This is a genomic window from Streptomyces sp. NRRL WC-3549 (genome assembly GCF_000721935.1).
GTDB lineage: Bacteria > Actinomycetota > Actinomycetes > Streptomycetales > Streptomycetaceae > Streptomyces.
This window is the reverse complement of record NZ_KL585383.1, coordinates 139,295-141,843: the sequence shown is the minus strand read 5'-3', so window position 1 is coordinate 141,843 and position 2,549 is coordinate 139,295. Positions and strand designations below refer to the sequence as shown.

4 protein-coding genes and 1 pseudogene are annotated in these 2,549 nt (G+C 73.0%); 1 reads left to right on the top strand and 4 read right to left on the bottom strand.

The features are described 5' to 3' along the window. Positions 1–4: 4 nt before the first annotated feature. Positions 5–493 (top strand): GNAT family N-acetyltransferase, encoded by a 489-nt coding sequence (locus IH13_RS0102825; RefSeq protein ID WP_037840674.1) that lies wholly within the window; start codon positions 5–7, stop codon positions 491–493. Between the two features lie 58 nt (positions 494–551). Here IH13_RS0102825 and IH13_RS0102820 read toward each other — a convergent pair whose 3' ends face one another. From IH13_RS0102820 to IH13_RS36575, 4 genes and pseudogenes are all read right to left on the bottom strand, one after another. Continuing rightward, a complete protein-coding gene (locus IH13_RS0102820; protein WP_110084962.1) occupies positions 552–989 on the bottom strand; it encodes a rhodanese-like domain-containing protein in 438 nt (145 codons plus the stop codon). Further along, positions 986–1,618: a cysteine dioxygenase gene (locus tag IH13_RS0102815; RefSeq protein ID WP_031080765.1), complete on the bottom strand. Its 633-nt coding sequence runs from the start codon at positions 1,616–1,618 to the stop codon at positions 986–988. The genes IH13_RS0102820 and IH13_RS0102815 overlap by 4 nt, the downstream gene beginning before the upstream one ends. Positions 1,619–1,691: 73 nt before the next feature. Then, positions 1,692–1,778 carry a putative leader peptide gene (locus tag IH13_RS45715; RefSeq protein ID WP_311605579.1) on the bottom strand — a complete coding sequence of 29 codons (87 nt, stop codon included), beginning with the start codon at positions 1,776–1,778 and terminating at the stop codon, positions 1,692–1,694. Between the two features lie 32 nt (positions 1,779–1,810). Next, a pseudogene (locus IH13_RS36575) lies at positions 1,811–2,549 on the bottom strand (monooxygenase); the annotation flags it as partial.

The following is a 2,549-nucleotide window of genomic DNA, read 5'->3' as shown; positions in this document are numbered from 1 at the left end:
AGATGTGTATAAGAGACAGGCCCGGGACCGCGCGGCGTTCATCGAACTGTTCGCCTCGCCGGAGGTGCATGACTACCTCGGGGGCCCTCGACCGCGCGCAGAGCTCGAGCGCGCGGTTCCCGAGGTGCCCGGGCGGCGCCCCGGTCTCTTCGTGACCGAACTCGACGGAGCGATGATCGGCGTGATCACGCTGGATCGACGTGACGCGGAACGTCCGGGGCACGTCCGTGCGGATGGCGGGGAGGCCGAGCTCGGCTACCTCTTCCTGCCGGAGGCGTGGGGACGCGGATACGCCGCCGAGGCGTGCGCGGCGGCACTCGACTGGTTCGCCGGCGCACTCCCCGGGGAGCCGGTGGTGCTCTGCACCCGGACCGCCAACGACCGGGCGGTGCGCCTCGCCGCGAAGCTGGGGTTCACCGAGGTGGAGCGGTTCGAGGAGTACGGCGCCGAGCAGTGGTTCGGCGTGCGGCCCTCGGCCACGCCGTCCGGCTGAACTCGTGCTCGACGGTGCGGACGGTTGAGAGCCCGCAGCCGTCGGACGCGGCAGGACGTCACACGGAGCCGGGGGCGTCCCCGGCGGTGACCGGCAGACCGGCCGCACGCCAGGCCTGGAAACCGCCGATGAGGTCGGTGGCCCGGTGCAGTCCCAGTTGCCGCAGGGACGCGACCGCGAGGCTCGACGCGTACCCCTCGTTGCAGATCACCACGATCCGCAGGTCATGGCTCACCGCCTCCGGGAGGCGGTGGCTGCCCCGGGGGTCGAGACGCCACTCCAGTTCGTTGCGTTCGACGACGAACGCTCCGGGGATGCGCCCGTCCTTCTCACGCAGAGCCGCGTAGCGGATGTCCACCAGCAGGGCGCCCTCGGCCGCGGCGGCGGCAGCCTGTGAGGGGTCGAACCGTTCGTAGCCGGCCCGGATCGCCTCCAGCAGTTCGTCGATCCCCGCCGGCTCGCGGGAACCGGTTCCGTCTTCGCCTTCCGTGGTCACTGCCAGTCCTCCGGACGTTCGGTCTGCTCCAGACGCAGCACCGCACCCGTGCGGGTGTACCGGCGGATCCGTGGCAGCGGCGGATAGTAGGCGTGCACCGAGACGGCATGCTCCCGTCCGGACTCGTTCAGCACCTCGTGCACGTGGTGCAGGCCGAAGCCCCGTCCCTGGCCTGCCGCCAACTCCCTTGTGCGGTCGACGGCCTCGTCCAGTTCGATGGACTTCCAGCCGTCCGAGGGCAGCCGGGCGGCCAGCGAGTACTCCCGCAGGGTGCCCACGGCGACGGTGAAGGCCCCCATGGACTCGGCGTGGTCGTGCCAGCCGGTGCCCGTGCCGGGTGGCCAGCCGATCAGCCACGCCTCGCTGCCCCCAGGCCCCTTGAGCCGGAGCCAGGTGCGGCCCTCGGGATCGAGGGGGAGGGAGGCGATGAGCACGGGGTCCTCGGCGGTCCGGCGGGCGAAGGCGAGCAGGTCCGCGACGGTCGGGACTCCGGAAGGGCCTGTTCCGGACGTGGGGGCGGAGGCAGGTGTGGGAGCGGAGACGGACGCGGGTGCGGAGACAGGCGTGGGTGCGGAGTCCGACGTGGGAGCGGAGACAGGCGTGGGCGTGGAAGGTGAGGGCGCAGACACAGGGACCGTCCTGAGGGTTCGCGTGGAAGCGCACGCCCCTGCGGAAGGCAGCACGGGGTGCGGAGAGGGCGAGTCAGCAGGACGGACGACACACGCAGCCCGCATAGCGGACGAGGTCCATATGGACCCTCCGCCACAGGCGCACATCGGTGTCGGTCATGATCCGGAGTACACCATGTGCGCCTGCGGTGGTCAATCGACGTCCGCGGTCCGCTCGGAACCGCCCGGCCGGCCGGAACCCCTGGACGCTCCGGGGCCTCGCGACCGGCCGGGTCCTTGGGACCGTCGAGAGTCGCCGGGCACGCGCCCCTCGCCACGGGACCGGGGCCTGCCGTCGGCGCGGTCCCCGGCGGTCCCGTCCCGGTGCCCGGGCGCGCCGCCGTCACCGTCCGCGTCACGGGTGCCGTGCGTCGTACCGGGGTCACCTCCACGGGCCGCGTCGGCCGCCGCGTGGAGTTCCGCGGGCCGGACCCCGTGGAACGCCGCCACCAGATATCCGTCCGGCCTCACCAGCAGAACCGTGTGGGCCGTCGCCCCCGGATAGCTCTCGGACACCAGGAGTTCCGCCTTCACGGGCAGCGCGTCCACGGCCTCGACGAGCCGGGGCATGACACCTGCGGTCAGCCAGTGCCGCCGGTCCCACACCCCGGTGCCGGGTGCGACCAGGACGACCAGCAGGTGCCCCCGGCCCAGCCGGTCGCGCAGCCGTACCGAGGTCCCGTCCGGTGCCGTCACCGGTACATCGGTGACCGGCGCACCGGGGGGCGTACTGACCGGGGTGTGCGCCCCGGCGCGTTGAGGCGAAAGGGGGGAGTGCGCGTACGAGGGGGGCGCACCCAGCGGACCGCACCCCAGGTGCCCGTCGGCCAGCAAGGTGTCGTGCCCGCGCGCGCTGCCCGGTACCAGCGTGCGCCTGTCTCTTATACACATC